The sequence below is a fragment of the Actinomycetospora lutea genome, from assembly GCF_028737205.1.
GTDB classification, from domain to species: Bacteria; Actinomycetota; Actinomycetes; order Mycobacteriales; family Pseudonocardiaceae; genus Actinomycetospora; species Actinomycetospora lutea.
This window is the reverse complement of the sequence record NZ_JAQZAL010000004.1, coordinates 16794-32794: the sequence shown is the minus strand read 5'-3', so window position 1 is coordinate 32794 and position 16001 is coordinate 16794. Positions and strand designations below refer to the sequence as shown.

Below are 16001 nucleotides of genomic sequence, written 5' to 3'. Positions count from 1 at the left end.
CCGATCGTCCGAACGCGTACGACGAGCGGGCGTCCGGGCGAGACCGGCGACGGGCCGGGCCCGTCGGAGCGACGGGTGGGCCCGCGGGGCGCGAACCGGCACCATCTGCAGACCATGGACGCTCCCGACGGACCGACGCTGCTCCGTCCCCCCGGCCCGCTGGACGGCACCGGCCTCGGCGCGTATCTCGCGTACCTGTCGTCGACGCGCGGGCTCGAGTTCGACGACTACGCGGCCCTGTGGCGCTGGTCGGTGGACCGGCCGGAGGAGTTCTGGGGCTCGATCTGGGAGTACTACGGGGTGCCGGGCACCTACGACCGGGTGCTCGGGTCGTCGGCGATGCCGGGGGCGGAGTGGTTCCCGGGGGCCCGGCTGAACTACGCCGCGCACATGCTCGGCACCGACGAGGACACCGACCGCACGGCGATCATCGCCCGCTCCCAGACGCGCGGGCCGCAGGAGCTCACGTTCGGCGAGCTGCGCGAGCAGGTGGGACGCGCGCGGGCCGGCCTGCAGCGCCTCGGCGTCGGGGAGGGCGACCGGGTCGTCGGGTACCTGCCGCACGTCCCCGAGACGATCGTGGTGTTCCTGGCCGCGGCGAGCCTGGGGGCGATCTGGGCGGCGTGCGCGCCCGAGTTCGGCGCCCGCAGCGTCGTCGACCGGCTCGGCCAGCTCTCCCCGACCGTGCTGCTCGCCGTCGCGTCCTACCGCTACGGCGACAAGGAGATCGACCAGCGCGACGAGCTGGCGACGATCCGCGCGGGCCTGCCGACCGTGCAGCACGTCGTCGGCCTGGACTACGGACCGCACCCGGTGCCGGACGCGATGACGTGGGACGAGCTGCTCGCCGCGCCGGGCCCGCTCGAGTTCGCCGAGGTCCCGTTCGACCACCCGCTCTACGTGCTGTTCTCCTCGGGCACCACCGGGCTGCCCAAGGCGATCGTCCACGGGCACGGCGGCATCCTGCTCGAGCACCTGCGGCTGTTCGGGCTGCACTTCGACATCCACCCCGGCGACCGGACGCTGTGGTTCACCACCACCGCCTGGGCGATGTGGAACATCACGATCTCGGTGCTGCTGCACCGCGGCGCCGTCGTGCTGCTGGACGGCAACCCGCTGTGGCCGGACCTGGAGGCGCAGTGGCGGCTCGCCGCCGAGACCGGGGTCGCGCTGCTGGGCGCGAGCCCCGGCTACCTGATGGCCTGCCGCCGGGAGGGCGTCGTCCCGTCCCGCTGGCCCCAGCTGCGCCAGCTGGGGACGACCGGGGCGCCGCTGCCCCCGGAGGCGTTCGACTGGGTCTACGAGCACCTCGGCCCGGACGTCGTCCTCAACCCGTTCAGCGGCGGGACCGACGTCTGCACCGGCTTCGTCGGCGGCGGCCCCTGGCAGCCGGTGTACCGCGGCGAGATGTCGGGTCCCGCGCTCGGCCACGACGTCGCCGCGTTCGACGAGGACGGCGACCCGGTCGTCGAGCAGCTGGGCGAACTGGTCGTGCGGGCGCCGATGCCGTCGATGCCGGTGGGGTTCTGGAACGACCCGAACGGCGAGCGCTACCGCGAGGCCTACTTCGACACCTTCCCGGGCGTCTGGCGCCACGGCGACTGGGTGCGGTTCACCGACCGGGGCACCTGCGTGATCACGGGGCGCTCCGACGCGACGTTGAACCGCGGCGGGGTGCGCCTGGGCACCGCCGAGTTCTACGACATCGTCGAGGACATGCCCGAGGTGACCGACTCGCTGGTCGTGCACCTCGAGGACGACGCGGGCGGGGCGGGCGACCTGCTGCTGTTCGTCGAGCTCGCGCCCGGCGCCGAGCTCGACGACGACCTGCGCTCCCGGATCGCCGGCGGGCTGCGCCGCCACCTGTCGCCGCGGCACGTGCCCGATCTGATCGCCGCCGTGCCGGCCGTCCCGCGCACGCTGACCGGCAAGAAGCTGGAGCGCCCGGTCAAGCAGGTGCTGCGCGGGCGCGCGATCGAGGAGGTCATCAGCGCCGACGCCGTGCGCGGGGCGGACGCGGTGCCCGCCTTCGTGGACGCCTACGGCGCGCGGTGACGGCGCGTCCTCGCGAGGTGGCGGCCCAGCCGGCTCCGCAGGGCCGTCGCGGTCTCGTCGACGGCCGCGGTGTCCGACCGGACGCCGGAGCGCGAGGTCGGTGACCGGCTCGTCGGGCCCCGCGGTCGAGCCACGGCGGACCCCCCTCCGGACCACGGAGCCGGACCCCCGGGCCCGGCGATCTCGTCGAGCAGGAGACTTCCTGCGCCGGGGCTCCGCTGACAGGATCACCGGCGATGTCAGAGACACCCGATCTCGAGCGCCTCCGCCCGCTGCTGCACGCGCTGTCCTCGGACGACCGCGACGACCGCCGCCCCTCGGCCGGCACGCTGGGCGACTGGTGGCGCGAGGGCACCCTCGACCCGGAGACCGCGAGCACCCTCGGCACCGTCGTGACCTGGTGCGCGATGGTCGACGACGACGCCGGCGGCGTACGGGCCCAGGTCCTCGACTCCCTCGCCGCGCTCGCCGCGGACGGGCGGCTGCCCGAGCCCGACCTCGACCGCCTCGGGCGGGGCGTGGACGCGCAGTGGATCCCCGACAACGAGAAGGGGCCCGTCAAGACCCTGCGCGCCGCCCTCGGCCGCCCGGCCGGCGGCAAGCGCGACCCCAAGGGCTACCTGTGGACGCTCGTCGACCACGTCCACGCGCTCACCTCGCCCGACCCGGCCGAGCGCCGGGCCGCCGTGGACCCCGCTGCCGCCGAGCCCGGGATCGGCGCGCCGGACAGGAAGGCGCTCGCGGTCGTGTCCGAGTGGGCGAAGGCCTGAGGTCCCTCGCCGGGCCGACCCCCCGCAGGCGCCGCTACCGCGACGACTCCGCCGACCTCGTGATCGAGGTCAGCGCGTGGACGATGACGGGCTGCGCCGCGCCGCCCGCCCGGGTCACGGCCACGACGCGCCGGATCGGCGCCGCCGTCCCGCTCAGGCGCACCCGCACCACGTCGGTCCCGGGAGCCACCGGAGCCAGCCGGGGGAGCATGAAGATCCCGAAGCCGTGGGCGACGAGCGCCGTGCCGGTGTCCCACTCCTCGGCGTGATGGGCGACGCTCGGGCGGAACCCGGCGGCCTGGCACGCGGCCAGGGTGAGCCGGTGGTACGCGCTGCCGGGACGGCACGTGATCCACGACTCGGCCGCGGCGTCGACCAGGGTCACCTCGGACCGGGTCGTGAGGTGGTGCCCGACCGGGACGGCGAGGTCGATCGGTTCGTCGAGCACGGTGTGCTGCTCGAAGCGCTCGTCGGTCTCGGACGGGACGCTGTCGTCGACCACGAGCAGTGCGAGGTCACAGTCGCCGGCCAGCAACAGATCGATGCAGCGCGCCGGTTCTGCCTCCACGACCTGGATCACCAGACCGGGGAACCGGTCGCGCAGTGCGGCGGCCGCGGGGACGAGGAACCTCGCCGCCGCGGTGGAGAACCCGCACAGGCCGATCGTGCCCGGTGAGTCCTCGACGCCGGCCAGCTCCGCGCGCGCGACCTCGGCACGGGCGTGCAACGCCTCGGCGTGCCGCAGCAGGACGTGTCCGGCCGCCGTGGGTTCCATGCGACGCCCGACCTGGCGGACCAGTACCACCCCGAGCTCGTCGGACAGCGCGCGCAGCTGCTGGGACACCGCGGACGAGGTGAAGTGCAGCGCCCTGGCCGCGGCACTCACCGAGCCGTGGTGGGCCACGAGCTGCAGCGTCCGCAACCGCGGATCGATCATGTAGCGATGCTACGCGCTCGGTGAAGAATCTTGCGCTGGTGCTGAACGGTCGCGCCACGCATCGTCGCGGCCATGAGCGGCGCCGCGTCCCCGTCAGCCGGGCCACGACCCTCGAGGAGATCGTCGCCGGCACCGTCCTCTCGGTCGGCGCGGGCCTGGGCGCTCGCGCTGCTCGCCCTGTCGGCGGCCGGCGCCGGCATCCCGAGCCCGCTCTACCCCGCCTACCAGGCACAGCTCGGCTTCACCGACGTGACGCTCGCGGCCGTCTACGCGGTCTATCCCCTGGTCAGCGTGCCCGCGGTGTTCCTGCTGGGCCCCCTGGGCGACCGCCTGTCCCCGCGTCGCGTCATGCGCTGCGGCATCGTCATCGCCGCGGCCGGCTCCCTCGCGCTCGCCCTCGCGACCAGCACCGGGTGGCTGATCCTCGGGCGTGTCGCCTACGGCATCGCGCTCGCCGTGATCACCGGCGCCGGGGTCGCGGTCGCGACCGGCGGCGCGGACAAGGCACGCGCCGGCGGGGTGTCGGCGATCGTGTTCATCCTCGGCACGGGTGCGGGGCCCGTCCTCGGGGGCGCACTCGCCGGTCACGGCCCGACTCCCGGCCTCCTGCCCTTCGGCGTGAACCTGGTGCTGCTCGGCGTCGTCTTCGTCGGGCTCGCGAGCGTGCCCGATGGTCGCGACGGCACGCCCGTCCCCGACGGCGACGGCGACCCCGGCACGACCCGCACGGCCCGACGGGCCCTCGTCATCGCCGCCGTGAACGGTTTCCTCGGCTGGGCGGTCGTCGGCATCTTCCTCGGGTTGATCTCCTCGGTCGCCGACCGTTTCCTCGGCCTCGGTGACCCGCTGTTCGCGGGAGGTGTCGCCGGGGCGCTCCTGGTGTGGTCGGTGCTGACCGTCCCCGTGGTCGCCCGGCTGGGACCGCGTCGCTCCCAGCTCGTCGGGCTGGTCGCCCTGGCGGTGTCGCTCGGGGTCCTCGCGATCGGGGTGGGCTCGCTCGTCGCGGTCCTCACCGCGTGCGTCGTCGCGGGCCTCGCCAACGGCCTGCTCTACAGCGGGGCGACCACGACCGTCAGCACGATGGCTTCACCCGGGCGAGCCAGCCGCACCGCCGCGGCCGTCTACTCCGCCTTCTATCTGGGCGCCGGGCTCCCGGCCCTGCTGATCGGCGTCCTCACGACCGCGCTCCCCCTCGACGCGGCGCTGTCGACCATCGCCGTCGGGACGCTCGCGCTCACCGCCCTCATGATCGTCGTCGGGATCGTCGAGAGCCGGAGGTGGTGAGCCCACGCAGTCGAGGATCAGGCGATGACCGGGGTCAGACCCGTCGGACGCTCGCCCCCGCGACGCTCCGCGCCGTCCTCCCCGACGGGGGCGGCGACCGCCGCGACACTCGACTGGTAGACGAGCTCGGCGGCCGCGAGGTCGCGCTCCACCGTGGCGTGGAAGACCGCGAACGACGCCGGGCAGTGGATCAGATCCCACCCCGCGCGGCCGAGCTTCTCCTGCAGCCCGTGGCTGAGCCGCCAGCGCTCGTGGACCCTCGCGATGCTGAGGACGCCGCCGCTGAGAGCGACAAGGACGCTGGTGACGATCGCGAGGCTCTGCAGCGCGAGGCTCAGGGGGTGGCTGCCCTGCAGGGTCACGATCGCCGGCAGGAGCGCCAGACCCGCCACCGAGACGAAGCGGCTGACGTAGACCCAGTTGCGCGCGCGGTCCGCGGCCCGCTGGGAGGTGGTCAGGTGGTGGTACCAGCGGTCCTGCAGGAACCGGGCGTGCTGGGGGTGTGCGGCGACCAGGTCGTCCCGCAGTCCTTCGTACCCGCTGCGGCGCGCTCGCCCCCGGCGCCCGCTGTTGCTCGTGACGGTGTCCATGACGGTTCCCCGATGACGACGTGGTGACCGATCCACCGTGACCTGCTCCGGCTCGCCGACCCATCGGGCGCTCCCCCGGCGATGGGGGGCGCTCCCCCGATCCGGCCGGAGGCCATCCCGCCCCCGTCGTCGACCGCCGGCGGTCCGGGTCGTCCGGCCCGCGCCCGGCCGCTCCTACCAGAGGGCCTGGACGAGCGTCCCGTTGTGCATGGTGCTGACCTTCGTCCTCGCACTCCACTCCATGAAGGCGCCGAGGTCCTCCCAGCCCTCGCCGGCGAGCCGCCAGTGCTCGACCACGCCGGCCGGTGATTCGTAGAACTCGTCGAGGACGAACATCGTGTTGCCCGTCTCGGCGGAATCGGGGTCGAGCGGATTCTCCAACTCGGGACCCTTCGAGATGCTGTAGTCCAGGAGCGCCGTATCACCTTCGCGCGAGTGGCCCGTCATCCACTTCCCGTGGCTCTCGAAGATTCGATCACCCTCGGCGACGTCGTCCGGTGCGACCGTCCACATGACGACGATGTGTGTCTTCCCGATCTCGGACATCTCTCCTCCTCGCAAGGGCCTGCGAGACCTGCCATCGGGTGCAGGAGATCTCCGGACACCGGGTGATCCTGCGGTGGCCCCGCGGAACGACGCAGCGACGCGACCGATGGTGGGCGCACCGTGTGACCCTGCCAAGGACCCGTCACACGGAAGAACCAGGGGCGACGACCGTGGGTGTGCGTCCGTGTCCGCATCGTGCGACCGGCGGACGTCAGCGAAGCCCCGGGCGATCCTGTAACGGAGAGGTCACGATCGGCGACACCCTAGGAGTAGCAGGCGGGCGAGGGGGGCCATGTCGACTCCGACGACGGTGCCGAGCACTCCGACCATCGAGCCGGGGCAGGTGGTGGGCGGGCGGTACGTCCTGCTCGCTCCGGTGGGACGGGGCGGATCCGGCTCGGTGTGGCGGGCCCACGACCAGCTGCTCGACCGCGACGTCGCGGTGAAGCGGTTGCGCGGCGGGTCCGCGCTCGACGCGGTGCGCGAACGCATGATCCGGGAGCGGGCGCACCGCGAGGGTCGGGTCGCCGCGCGCCTGCACCACCCGCGGCTGGCCGCGATCTACGACATGAGCGAGCTCGACGGCGAAGTCTGCCTGGTCATGGAGTACCTGGACGCTCCATCGCTCGCCGACCTGCTCCACCGGGACGGCCCCCTCCCCGCCGCCCGCGTCGCGGCCATCGGCGCCCAGATCGCCGAGGGCCTCGCGGCGATGCACGAGCGCGGGATCGTGCACCGCGACATCAAGCCGGGCAACGTCATGATCGGTCCCGACGACACGGTCACCGTCACCGACTTCGGCATCGCGGTGATCGACGCCGAGCTCGGCGCGGGCGACCGCCTCTTCGCCGGGACCCCGCGCTACATGGCTCCCGAGCTCGTCCGCGGGGACCCGCCGACGGCCGCCGCCGACCTGTTCTCCCTCGGCGCCACGCTCCACACGGCGCTGCTGGGCACACCGCCCCCGGACGGCGGCGACCCGGCCCTCGAGCCCGCCGCCGCCGGCGTCCGGCCCACCCACGACCCACAGCGGCTCGGGCAGGCGCTGCGGGCCCTGCTCGAGCACGATCCCCAGCGGCGTCCGAGCGCCACCGCCGCCGCCCGCCTGCTCACCGCGGCCGCGGAGTCCTCCCCGGGGCCGGCGGGGCGGTCCTCGGCGGCGGAACGCCCGGACCCGCCGGTCGGCGCGCATCGGAGAACCGAGATCGCGACCGATGGCGACGCCGCGCGGTCCGGTCCGATGCCGTTGGCCGGCGTTCCTGCTCCCGCCGGCGGCGGATCGCCCGCCACCCCGGAGCACCGCACTGCTCCCGGGCACGTCGGCGGGCGCCATCGCGCGGTGCTCGCGGCCTCCTGGCGTCCATCGCGTCGAGTCGTGGGAGTGGTGGCGGGACTCGCCGGGGTCTTCGGCGCGGCCGGGCTCGTCACACTCGCGGCCGAACCCCGACAGGAGCCGCCCCCGGCGTCGTCCGCCGCCCCGTTGGCTGCCCTGCCGCTGCCGCCGGCGGCGGGACCGCCGATCGTGCCCGTCCCGCCGAGCAGCGGGACCCCGACCTCGGTCGAGGAGGTCGTGTCGGCCGCCTCCCCCAGGTCGGAGACCTCGCGCAGCACCGCAGCGCGGGCCGCACCAGCTGATGGTGACGACTCCGCCATCGCCGAGGACTCCGGTGGGGACGGCGGCGGGGGCGGGGGCACCCCGAAGGGCCACGGCAACGGCAACGGTCGCGGAAACGGCAACGGCAACGGCAACGGGCGCGGGCACGGCGGCTGAGCCAGCCGGTCCGCGGTGGCGCGGGCTCCACCTCGCCCCGGCCCGATGCCGGTGGAGCCGAGGTCCGTCGCTCGCAGCGAGGGCGCGCCTGCTCCCGACCGATCGGACGACCGACATCGCCGAGGGCCGGGTTCGACCGGCTAATGCGACCCCGCGTATCTCAAGGTCATCTTGAGGTTTATGGTTCCTGCTTCGCCGCCGGAACGGGCGGTGCGGAGCCCGCGCTGTGGGGGAACAGCGCGGAAGGAGGCCTGGGATGCAGCAGCGGCAGGGGGGCGCGGTCGGAGACCGGCGCGTCGACACGGACGACGCCCGGAGCCGGCCAGGGCCGTCGAGGGCACGCGGCGGCTGGGAGCCGACGCCGATCTTCCAGGCCATCGCGTCGGAGTGGGAGCGGCACCGGCGGGACGACGGGGCGGGCGACGTCGCCGGCCACCGCCGGAGCGGCCCGCCCACCGAGGCGAGGAGGCACACCGGAGGGGTGCCCGCACCGCGTGCGGGAACGGGACCGCTGCCGGTCCAGCAACCGCCGGACGCGAGCAGCACCTGCGATCTCCCCGCGGTGCGCGCCGTGCAGCCGCCCCCGCCGCCCGGTGCGCGGGACGGCGTCGCGGGCCACCACCCGGGCGCCGTGCCCGGCCCCCGTTCGGACTCGGGCCCGCTGCCGGCCCAGCGACCGCGGGACGCGCGACCGCGTGATCTCGTCCCCGCCGGTGTCGTGCCGCCACCCCCACCGCGTGACCGCTCGCTCGACGACGAGATGACCCGTCGTGCACAGCGCCGGCGCCGGCCGCTGGCCACGACACCGGCCGAGGGCGGACGGCACGCCCTGCGGCCGCGCGACGGGGACGAACCGACGGTGCGCGAAGACCGGAGAACGCTCGGCGCGGCACCGGACCTCTGACGGCCACCCGGATCGCGCCCGCGTGGCTCTGCGCGCCGAAGGCGCCGGTCCTCGAGGCGAGCCGCCGTCGACACGAGGCCCCGGCGATCCAGCGACGCGGGGCCACCGTTGCCGGTCGCCGGAGGCGACGAAGGGCGCCCCGCTCGATGGGACGCCCCCCGTCAGCTGCCCCGCCGACCCGAGAGCCCGAGAAGCGGCCGGCGCGGTGAGCCAGCACAGACGCTAGGGGCCGCGAGGAGCGCGGAACCCTCGCCATCGAGGAAGTACTTGCCGGTGACGGTGTTGACCTGAGCCTCCACGGCCGTGCTCCGGCGGCGGCTCGGGCCCCGGGCTTCTCGCTCGAGCGGGGTCCGTCTGCACCTCGTCCTGCTCTGGGCGGTGACGGGCGCCGCCGCGGTCGACCGCGTGCTCTCGGAGCGACTCGCGCCGGCCGGTCTCGCCCAGCAGCGAGCCGCTGGGCCGCCCCGCGCTACGCGGCGGCGAGGACCGCCCGACCGCTGTCGGTGATCGTCGGGACGCCCGGGCCGGGCTCGTCGGCGATGAGCCCGGCCGCGGCGAGCCGGTGACCGACGAGCTGGTCGGCGCAGTAGACGCCGTCGACGAGCAGCGGCGTGCCGATCTCCCCGGAGTGCCGGCAGCGACCGCCCGCCACCGCGCGCAGGACCGCGCGGTCACGGTGGCTGAGCGGCTCGTGGGTCGTCGTGGTCATGATCGGCTCCCTTCGCGGGTCGGGCGTGCTCTCACCTCCTCGACGAACGGGACCCCCCGATTTCGACACCGCGCGGGACGAGGATCGCTGCGACCTCCCGGTCGCGGTGCCGTCCGTGGCGGGGACACGCGGCCGAGCGGCGCAGAACGACCGCCCTGCAACCGCGCGAGGGCGGGATCGACGCGAGCGACGGACCTCGTCGACGGACGCGTGCCGCGCTGATCGGGCGACGGGCGCCCGACCCGCCAACCGCCCGGGTCGGCCGGGCCGGTCGTCGTGGTGGCCGCGGCCGGTGTCGGGCCGCGCGTGAAATCCCCTGGTCAGGGACGCGTCGGAGGAGTAGGAACGATGTCCTGGGACCCGGACGCGGCGCGCGGAGGTGGGCGCGATGGCCGTCGAGTTCCGGTTGCTGGGCGACATCGACGTCCGGCTCGACGGCCACGAGCTCGACACCGGGCACGCCCGGCAGCGCTGCGTCCTCGCGGCGCTGCTCGTCGACGTGGGCCGTCCCGTCCCGGTGGACCGGCTCGTCGACCGGGTGTGGGCGGACCAGCCCCCGTATCGGGCCCGCAACGCCCTCTCGGCCTACGTGTCCCGCCTGCGGCACCTCCTGGCCGAGGTCCCCGGTGTCCACATCACCCGCGGCCCCGGGGGCTACGTCCTCGCGGCCGACCCGGCGTCGGTGGACCTCCACCGCTTCCGGCAGCTGGTCGCCGAGGCCCGCGCGGCCGACCGACCGGTGGACGCCGCGGCGCTCTACGACCGGGCGCTGGGCCTCTGGCGCGGGGAGCCGTTCGCCACGATCGACACCCCGTGGTTCGCGAACCTGCGCACCTCGCTGACCGCCGAGCGTCTCGCGGTCACCCTGGACCGCCACGACGCCGCGCTGGCCGCCGGAAGGCACGGGGACCTCGTCGTCGAGGTCGCCGCGGCCCTGCGCGCCCACCCGCTCGACGAGCGCCTGGCCGGCCAGCTCATGCTCGCCCAGGTCCGCAGCGGCCGGCAGGCCGATGCCCTCGACACCTACCAGCAGATGCGCCGCCGGCTGCGCGACGAACTGGGCGCGGACCCCGGGCCCGGGCTCCGCGAGGTCCACGAGCGGATCCTGGCGGGCGACGCCGGGCCCGTGGCGACCGTCGAGGTCGCCCCGCCCGGGCCCGACCCCGCACCGCCGAGCCCCCCGGCACCACCTGCCGCCGCCGCGCCCGGGGGCAACCTGCCCCGGCGGGTGACCAGCTTCGTCGGGCGGGAGGCCGACGTGGCCCGGGTCGTCGCCGCCCTCCGCGAGAGCCCGCTGGTCACGCTGACCGGGGTCGGTGGGGTCGGCAAGTCGCGGCTCGCCGTCGAGTGCGCGGTGCGCGAGCAGTCCCGCTTCCCCGACGGCGCCTGGCTCTGCGAGCTGGCGCCGCTCGACGACGGCGGGCCGGTCAGCGACGCGGTGGCGGTCGCGCTGCGGGTGCAGCAGCGCCAGGGCCTCACGATCGAGCAGACGGTCATCGAGTACCTGCGCGGCCGCGAGCTGCTGCTCGTCCTCGACAACTGCGAGCACGTCCTCGAGGCCGCTGCCCGGCTGCTCGACCAGGTGGTGGCGCACGCGCCGGGGGTGGTGGTCCTGGCCACCAGCCGCGAGGCCCTCGCCGTCGAGGGGGAGCGCCTCGTGCCGGTGGCGCCCCTGCCCGCGGGGGAGGGCGAGGTGCTGTTCGCGGACCGCGCGCGCACCGCGCGCCCGGACCTCCGCCTCGACGGCGAGCACGCCGCCGCGGTCTCGGAGGTGAGCCGCCGGCTCGACGGTCTCCCTCTCGCGATCGAGCTGGCCGCCGCCCGGGTGCGCGTCATGAGCCCGACGGAGGTGGCCGAGCGGCTCGACCGCGGCCGTCTCCTCCGCCTCGGCGCGCGGGGCGCCCTCCCCCACCACCAGAGCCTCGAGGCGACCATCGACTGGTCCTACCGGCTGCTCTCCGAGCCCGAGAAGGCGCTGTTCGCACGGCTGTCGGTGTTCACCGGCGGCTTCGACCTCGGCGGGGCGCACGGCGTGGGCGGCGAACCCGGCACCCTCGAGGACGACACCCTGGACGTGCTCGCCGGTCTCGTCGACAAGTCCCTGGTGACCGTGCGCACCTCGGCGGAGCGGTCCCGTTACGGCGTCCTGGAGACCCTGCGCGCGTTCGGTCGCGAGCGCCTGCGGGAGGCCGGGGCGGACGACGCGGTCGCGCGGGCCCACGCCCGGTACTTCGCGGAGCTGGCCGGGGAGCTCGCCCGCGCCCTGCACGGGCCCGACGAGCGGGCGTGGGTCGAGCGGACCCTGCCCGACTACGACAACCTGCGCACCGGCTTCGAGCGGGCCGTCGCCGACCGGGACGTCGACACCGCCCTCACGTTGGTCACCGCGGTGTCCGAGCTGGTGCACCTGCGGGTCGGGTACGAGTGGGCGCGCTGGGCCGAGCGCGCGCTCGAGCTCGTGGACGGCGACCACCCGCTGCGGGTCGCGGCGATCGGCGCCGCCGCCCGGGGCGCCTGGAACCGCGGCGAGTTCGCCGGGGCGAGGGCGCTGGCCGAGCGCGCGGGCGGCGTGGCGCCGGGCCGGGGCACCGCCCGCATCGCCCACCCCGGGGACGTCCTCGCCGACGTCGCGCTCTACGAGGGCGACGCCGTCGCGGCGCTGCGCCACTACGAGGCCGAGGTACGGCGCGCGCGGGCCGACGACGACCCGATCCGGCTCGTGTGGACCCTCTACTACGTCGCGGTGTGCCGCGCGGTGCTCCGCACACCCGAGCAGGGCATGGCCGCGGCGCGGGAGTCGGTCGAGGTGGCCGCGACCACCGGCAACCCGACGGCGCTGTCGATGGCGCACTACGCCCTCGGCCTGGTGCTGAAGAAGTCCGACCCCGAGCGCGCGCTGGCGCAGTTCGACGAGGCCGCGGAGCTCGCCGCCTCGGTGCGGAACTTCTGGTGGCACGGCATCGCGCTGATGGAGGCGGCGGCCACCCGGGCGGTGCACGCGGACCCCGCGGCGGGAGCGGCGGCGCTCGCCGTGGTGCTCGACCACTGGGACCGCGTCGGGGACTGGACGCAGCAGTGGCTCAACCTGCGCTACGTGGTGCGGCTGCTGGGGCGGCTCGGCGCCGACGAGGACGCCGTCGTCCTCCACCACGCCCTCGTGGCGGCCGGCAAGCCCTCGCCCCTCGACGCGCGCCGGCTCGAGCGGGCCGCCGCGGCCCTCGGCGCCGACGTGTCCGCCGCCGCCGCTCGCCGGGGGTCGGCGCTCACCGGTCCCGGCGCCGTCGCCCTCGCCCGCGCGCGCCTCGCCGTGTGGACCCGGGCGGGGTCGGCCGGCTCCGCCTCCGCGCTCGCCGGCGGCGGGTGACCGGGCGCGTCACCACGCACCGATGGTGCCGGTCGCCGGGTCGGTCCGGCCCTCGACGGTCTCCAGCCACGCCGCCGCGATCTCCTCGGGGCCCGTCCGGCGCACGAGCCCGATCGACGCGCCCGGCCCGCGCTCGAAACCGCGCCGGGCCGTCTCGAGCCGCTCGGCGAACGCGGCACCGCCCCACCGGGCCGCCAGGCGCTGTGCGTGGTCGGGGGCGAAGAACATCTCCGGGGCAGGCCCCGGGAGGTCACCGGACCCGTCGGCGAGCACGTCGTGGTGGGTGAAACCGACCCGGACGCTGCGCCGCAGCCGATCGCCGAGCCGGGTGTGCACGGCGGTGAGGACGCCCGCGGCGCCGGCGACGTCGACGTAGACCGCGGGCGCGTCGGGGAGGGCGTCGGGCAGGTCGTCGTAGGCCACCGCCCGGTCGACGGCGCCGGTGCGCGCCACGAAGTCGACGTGGCGCCGGGACGTCAGGCCGACCACCTCACCGCGACCACGCTCGCGCAGCAGGTGGCCGAGACCGAGCGCGGTCTTGCTCGACGCGCTGGACAGCACGACGGTGTCGGCGCCGAACAGGTCCTGCTCGCCGAGCCACGCGTCGAGCAGGAAGGAGGTCGCGAACAGCGGCCGCAGCAGCGCGGTGCGGGCTTCCGCGTCGGCTCCGGCGCGCGGGTCGGCGCGCTGGTAGCGCTGGTAGATCGACGGGAGCTCGGCGCGGTGGGGCGCGCCGTCGACGAAGCCCTGGGCCGCGACGCCCGTCGGCTCGAGGACGACGTGGTCGGCCAACGGCCAGAAGCCGTAGAACCGCTGACCGGGCTCGACGTCGGGGTGCGACGACGCCACGACCTCCGCGTGCCCCCACGCCGGGACGCGCCCCCACGGCGGTTCCGACACCGGGAAGAACCGCCAGTATCCGAACAGGTCCCCCGCGACCGCGTAGGTGACGGTGTTCGCCGTCAGCGCGAACGAGTCGACGCGGCAGAGGACGCCGCCGGCGGGCGGCTCGGCCGGCGCGCGGCCCACGGCGACGCGGGTCCGCCGCAGGTCGGTGCGGTCCACCTCGAGGCCTGTCGTCGTCACCGGCACGTCGGCACCACCGTCGAGCTCACGATCACCTTGGTGATCTCCGGGATGAGGACCTCGGGGCGGCGGGGCGCGAAGCCGTGTCCCCGCAGCCGCCGGGCCAGTGTGGCGCCCGAGAACGACACCGCGTCAGGAGTGGACGCCAGGTACTGGAGGAACCACAAGGCCGCCGGGGCCGGACCCGGTGCGTCGTCGTGGAGCACGAAGTCGTGCACGACGAGCAGCCCGCCGGGGCGGAGACAGGCGTGGGCCCTGGCGAGCACGACGTCGATCTCGGCGTCGCCGAGCGCGCTGAGCAGGTACGACATGAGCACCACGTCCTGCCCGCCGGGCCAGGGGTCGCGCACCGCGTCGGCGGGAAGGAGCGCGACGCGGTCGGTGAGACCGGCCCGCTCCCGGTGCTCCCGCGCGACGTCCACGACCGCGGGGAGGTCGAGGACCGTCGCGCGGACGCCGGGGTCCCGCGCGCAGAGCGCGTACGAGAACGCGCCGCTCCCACCGCCGACGTCCAGCACCGAGCAGGGGCCGGCGAGAGCGAGCAGGTCGGCCAGCTTCCGAGCGGGCCCGAGCGATCCGGTGTGCTGGGCCTCGGTGAACAGACGCGCCTCCCCGGGGTCGGCGAGCAGTCCCGACCAGGTGGCGAAGGCCGCACCGGTCCCGGCCAGCCCGGCGTCCAGGTGCAGCAGCGCGGGATAGACCTGCTGGGCGACCTGGAGGCGGAAGTAGTCGCCGAGGTCGCCCGGCGCCCCACGCACGAGGTGGCGCTCGGCGGCGGGTGCGTTGGCGTACCGGCCCTCGTCGACGACGACCAGTCCGACGCCCGCGAGGGCGTGCAGCAGCGTCGCCAGGCGGTGCGCGGCGACGCCGGTGGACGCGGCCAGCTCCGGGAGCGTGCATTCCCCGGCGGACAGGCGGCTGAACAGGTCGATCCCGAGCGCGGCGAACAGCGCCTTCGAGGCCATGAACCCGTACGCGAGGTGCGTCAGCCCGACGCGGTCGACGACGGGCTCGACGGTCCCGCCCGGGCCGTCCGTCACTGGTGCCTGTCCCATCTCGTCCTCCCCGGTGAGCCGGAAGGTGTGCGCGACCGAGGGTGCGGCGCACGCCGTCGGCACCGCTTCGATGCTCGTGAAACCTGCTGGTCAGGGCGGGTGCAGGAGGGACGGAGGGCGCCGCGTGGGCCCTGCCCGGACCGCCGGGCCGGGGCGGTGGGGCCGCCCCCGGCGCGGTGGCGTGGCCATTTCACGCGCCCGCAGACCTTCCCGAGGCCACGGCGCGCACCGTTCGGGGACCGGACCCCGGCTCGTGGCGGTCCGACACCCGAGAGGAACCACCATGTCCACGACCACCGTGACCACCGCCGTTGCCCAGCCACACGCCGGTCCCCGGATCCCCGTCGAGCACGGCGTCCCGCGACCCGGCGAGCTCCGGGAGGCACCACGGCCCCCGACGATCGTCGTGCGCGAGCTCGGAACCGGCGAGGAGCAGGTGCTCGACGACGTCTTCGCCGGCCTGTCCGACCAGAGCCGCTACCTGCGCTTCCACTCCCCGGTCCCGCGGATGGTGCCCGCCGTGCGACGGGCGCTCGCCGCCGTCGACGGGCGCCGCCACGTCGCGCTCGTCGCGGTCGCCGACGGGGAGCCGATCGGGATCGCGCGGTGCATCGGCCTCGGCTCCGGCCGGGCGGAGCTGGCCATCGAGGTCGTCGACGCCTGGCACGGCCGCGGCGTCGGCACGCTCCTGTTGCGCGCGCTGCGCGACCGCGCCGTCGCGGCGGGGTGGCAGGAGCTCTCTGCCGAGGTCCTCGCGGAGAACGACGCCGTGCGCGCACTCCTGCGGAAGGTCTTCCCCGTGCAGGGCGTCGAACGCGACGGCGCCGAGCTGTCCCTGACGCTGCCCCTGGTCGACGAATGGTCCTGGGACCCGGCCGACCTGCTCGCCGCCTGACCAGGGCGTTTCACCGCCGTCGAAGCATCCCGCAG

At 75.7% G+C, this 16001-nt stretch carries 12 protein-coding genes; 6 read left to right on the top strand and 6 right to left on the bottom strand.

Annotation, left to right across the window (positions count from 1 at the left end; genetic code table 11):
• Positions 1 to 114: 114 nt before the first annotated feature.
• Both PHK61_RS06000 and PHK61_RS05995 read left to right on the top strand, forming a co-directional pair.
• Entirely contained in the window at positions 115 to 2055 is a 1941-nt protein-coding gene (locus tag PHK61_RS06000; protein WP_274280066.1) for an acetoacetate--CoA ligase, read from the top strand.
• Between the two features lie 236 nt (positions 2056 to 2291).
• Positions 2292 to 2825 carry a hypothetical protein gene (locus PHK61_RS05995; RefSeq protein WP_274280065.1) on the top strand — a complete coding sequence of 178 codons (534 nt, stop codon included), beginning with the start codon at positions 2292 to 2294 and terminating at the stop codon, positions 2823 to 2825.
• Positions 2826 to 2859: 34 nt separating this feature from the next.
• On the opposite strand, the gene PHK61_RS05990 is transcribed toward PHK61_RS05995, so the two are convergent.
• Complete coding sequence (locus PHK61_RS05990) at positions 2860 to 3762, bottom strand: LysR family transcriptional regulator (protein WP_274280064.1); 903 nt, start codon at positions 3760 to 3762, stop codon at positions 2860 to 2862.
• A 72-nt stretch (positions 3763 to 3834) separates the two neighbouring features.
• Between PHK61_RS05990 and PHK61_RS05985 the strand changes: the two genes are divergently transcribed.
• A complete protein-coding gene (locus PHK61_RS05985; RefSeq protein ID WP_274280063.1) occupies positions 3835 to 5046 on the top strand; it encodes an MFS transporter in 1212 nt (403 codons plus the stop codon).
• A 17-nt stretch (positions 5047 to 5063) separates the two neighbouring features.
• On the opposite strand, the gene PHK61_RS05980 is transcribed toward PHK61_RS05985, so the two are convergent.
• Complete coding sequence (locus PHK61_RS05980; protein WP_274280062.1) at positions 5064 to 5636, bottom strand: DUF4231 domain-containing protein; 573 nt, start codon at positions 5634 to 5636, stop codon at positions 5064 to 5066.
• A 174-nt stretch (positions 5637 to 5810) separates the two neighbouring features.
• On the bottom strand, positions 5811 to 6182 hold the full coding sequence (locus tag PHK61_RS05975; protein ID WP_274280061.1) for a hypothetical protein: 372 nt from the start codon (positions 6180 to 6182) through the stop codon (positions 5811 to 5813).
• Between the two features lie 292 nt (positions 6183 to 6474).
• Here PHK61_RS05975 and PHK61_RS05970 point away from each other — a divergent pair, with 292 nt between their 5' ends.
• On the top strand, positions 6475 to 7953 hold the full coding sequence (locus PHK61_RS05970) for a serine/threonine-protein kinase (RefSeq protein ID WP_274280060.1): 1479 nt from the start codon (positions 6475 to 6477) through the stop codon (positions 7951 to 7953).
• Positions 7954 to 9326: 1373 nt separating this feature from the next.
• On the opposite strand, the gene PHK61_RS05965 is transcribed toward PHK61_RS05970, so the two are convergent.
• On the bottom strand, positions 9327 to 9566 hold the full coding sequence (locus PHK61_RS05965; RefSeq protein WP_274280059.1) for a hypothetical protein: 240 nt from the start codon (positions 9564 to 9566) through the stop codon (positions 9327 to 9329).
• A gap of 388 nt (positions 9567 to 9954) precedes the next feature.
• Between PHK61_RS05965 and PHK61_RS05960 the strand changes: the two genes are divergently transcribed.
• Entirely contained in the window at positions 9955 to 12930 is a 2976-nt protein-coding gene (locus PHK61_RS05960; RefSeq protein WP_274280058.1) for an AfsR/SARP family transcriptional regulator, read from the top strand.
• A gap of 9 nt (positions 12931 to 12939) precedes the next feature.
• Here PHK61_RS05960 and PHK61_RS05955 read toward each other — a convergent pair whose 3' ends face one another.
• On the bottom strand, positions 12940 to 14016 hold the full coding sequence (locus PHK61_RS05955; protein WP_274280057.1) for a DUF2855 family protein: 1077 nt from the start codon (positions 14014 to 14016) through the stop codon (positions 12940 to 12942).
• A complete protein-coding gene (locus tag PHK61_RS05950) occupies positions 14013 to 15071 on the bottom strand; it encodes a class I SAM-dependent methyltransferase (protein WP_274280056.1) in 1059 nt (352 codons plus the stop codon). Before PHK61_RS05950 ends, PHK61_RS05955 begins: the two co-directional genes overlap by 4 nt.
• Positions 15072 to 15354: 283 nt before the next feature.
• Between PHK61_RS05950 and PHK61_RS05945 the strand changes: the two genes are divergently transcribed.
• Positions 15355 to 15966, top strand: a complete 612-nt coding sequence (locus PHK61_RS05945) for a GNAT family N-acetyltransferase (protein WP_274280055.1) — start codon at positions 15355 to 15357, stop codon at positions 15964 to 15966.
• The last annotated feature ends 35 nt before the right edge of the window (positions 15967 to 16001 follow it).